General features: G+C 50.4%; 3 rRNA genes (1 of these 3 running past the window's edge). All 3 read right to left on the reverse strand.

The features are described from left to right. Positions 1-260 (reverse strand): 23S ribosomal RNA (locus tag ACZ449_RS13335) (it extends 2,655 nt beyond the left edge of the window). A 350-nt stretch (positions 261-610) separates the two neighbouring features. Then, positions 611-727 (reverse strand): 5S ribosomal RNA (gene rrf, locus ACZ449_RS13340). 167 nt (positions 728-894) lie between these two features. Beyond that, a 16S ribosomal RNA gene (locus tag ACZ449_RS13345) occupies positions 895-2,450 on the reverse strand. Together the 16S, 23S and 5S rRNA genes form the textbook arrangement of a ribosomal RNA operon. Positions 2,451-2,500: the final 50 nt, after the last annotated feature.

Below are 2,500 nucleotides of genomic sequence, written 5' to 3' on the forward strand. Positions count from 1 at the left end.
TGGGCTCTTCCCCGTTCGCTCGCCGCTACTTAGGGAATCTCAATTGATTACTTTTCCTCCGGGTACTTAGATGTTTCAGTTCCCCGGGTGCCCTCCTAACCTAAGTTAGGTGACGGTGCATTACCACCGCCGGGTTCCCCCATTCGGAAATCCAGGAGTCAAAGCTTGCTTGCAGCTCTTCCTGGCATATCGGAGCTTACCCCGTCCTTCGTCGGCTCTTGGCGCCTAGGCATCCGCCGTATGCCCTTAACAACTTGACTTATGATCAGTTGTCGACTGTCTATCGCACATCATCTGCGTTGTTGCAGGCTGCGCTCCGATGCTCAACGTACTTATCAGTACGCCTCCGCTTCGGTGCTCGCCGCGCCTAGCATCTAATGCACGCTAGCCAGTCTCTCGGCTACATTTTACTGTGCCGAGGGTTTAGCTTACGCTTTACCTTCAGTATAATCCTAATTGCGCGTTCGTTAAGTTACTTCTACATATTTGCATATGAGAGGTAATTTTACTTTGCTTTCTTCTGTGCAGTTTTCAAGGAACAGTGGAACATCTATATTATCAGAACCACTTGTATGTTTCAACAAGTAAGTTTTGGCAACTTTCGTTCCAAAACCAGCAACTTCCTAATCTCCCAGGCCGTTTCCAACCAAGTACCTTCGGCGTTTGTAGGCTTAACTACTGTGTTCGGTATGGGAACAGGTGGAGCCCTACAGCTATCGTCACTGGATATTTTGTTTTCAGGAATACTTATGTTATCATAGTCACTCGTGTTTTTCAACAAGTAAGTTTTGGTAACTTGCATTCCCTCAAAACTAAACAATGTAAGAGTATCATCTGCCAAGATGTACCGACCTAGAAGTTAGTTCAGTTGTTACGCTGAACGGTTCTCCCTAGAAAGGAGGTGATCCAGCCGCACCTTCCGATACGGCTACCTTGTTACGACTTCACCCCAATCATCGGCCCCACCTTAGACGGCTAGTTCCATTGCTGGTTACCCCACCGGCTTCGGGTGTTGTCAACTTTCGTGGTGTGACGGGCGGTGTGTACAAGGCCCGGGAACGTATTCACCGCAGTATGCTGACCTGCGATTACTAGCGATTCCGACTTCACGGAGGCGAGTTGCAGCCTCCGATCCGAACTGAGAGCTTGTTTATGCGTTTTGCTTGACCTCGCGGTCTTGCTTCGCTTTGTTTAAGCCCATTGTAGTACGTGTGTAGCCCAGGACATAAGGGGCATGATGACTTGACGTCATCCCCGCCTTCCTCCGTCTTGTCGACGGCAGTCTCCCTTGAGTTCCCGACATTACTCGCTGGCAACAAAGGATAAGGGTTGCGCTCGTTGCGGGACTTAACCCAACATCTCACGACACGAGCTGACGACAGCCATGCACCACCTGTTTTCGTGTATCCGAAGATAGGAACTAATCTCTTAGTCTTTCACTCAATGTCAAGCCCTGGTAAGGTTCTTCGCGTTGCGTCGAATTAAACCACATACTCCACCGCTTGTGCGGGCCCCCGTCAATTCCTTTGAGTTTCAACCTTGCGGCCGTACTCCCCAGGCGGGGTACTTATTGCGTTAGCTTGCGGCACAGAGGGGGTCGATACCCTCTACACCTAGTACCCATCGTTTACGGCTAGGACTACCGGGGTATCTAATCCCGTTCGCTCCCCTAGCTTTCGCGCCTCAGTGTCAGACACAGTCCAGAAAGTCGCCTTCGCCACTGGTGTTCCTCCCAATATCTACGCATTTCACCGCTACACTGGGAATTCCACTTTCCTCTCCTGCACTCAAGATTCCCAGTTTCCTGCGCCTATACGAGGTTGAGCCTCGCACTTAGACACACGACTTAAAAATCCACCTACACGCCCTTTACGCCCAATAATTCCGGACAACGCTTGCCACCTACGTATTACCGCGGCTGCTGGCACGTAGTTAGCCGTGGCTTCCTCCTTTGGTACCGTCATTAGAATGCATTATTCACACATCCCACGTTCGTCCCAAACGACAGAGCTTTACAATCCGAAGACCTTCTTCACTCACGCGGCGTTGCTCCGTCAGACTTTCGTCCATTGCGGAAGATTCCCCACTGCTGCCTCCCGTAGGAGTCTGGGCCGTGTCTCAGTCCCAGTGTGGCCGTTCATCCTCTCAGACCGGCTACTGATCGTTGCCTTGGTGAGCCATTACCTCACCAACTAGCTAATCAGACGCAGACCCATCTCTAATCGGTAGCGTATATATAGAGGCCACCTTTCTTATCCTAGTCATGCGACCAAGATACCACATTCGGTATTAGCACCACTTTCGCGGTGTTGTCCCCAATTTAGAGGCAGGTTGTCTACGCGTTACTCACCCGTTCGCCACTAGGAGTTATAAATAACTCCCCGTTCGACTTGCATGTGTTAGGCACGCCGCCAGCGTTCGTCCTGAGCCAGGATCAAACTCTCCAATAAAGTATATTATTGAAGCCATTTGTTGGCTCTATAAATCATAGTAAGAAATT

This window comes from Desulfosporomusa polytropa (assembly GCF_055380075.1).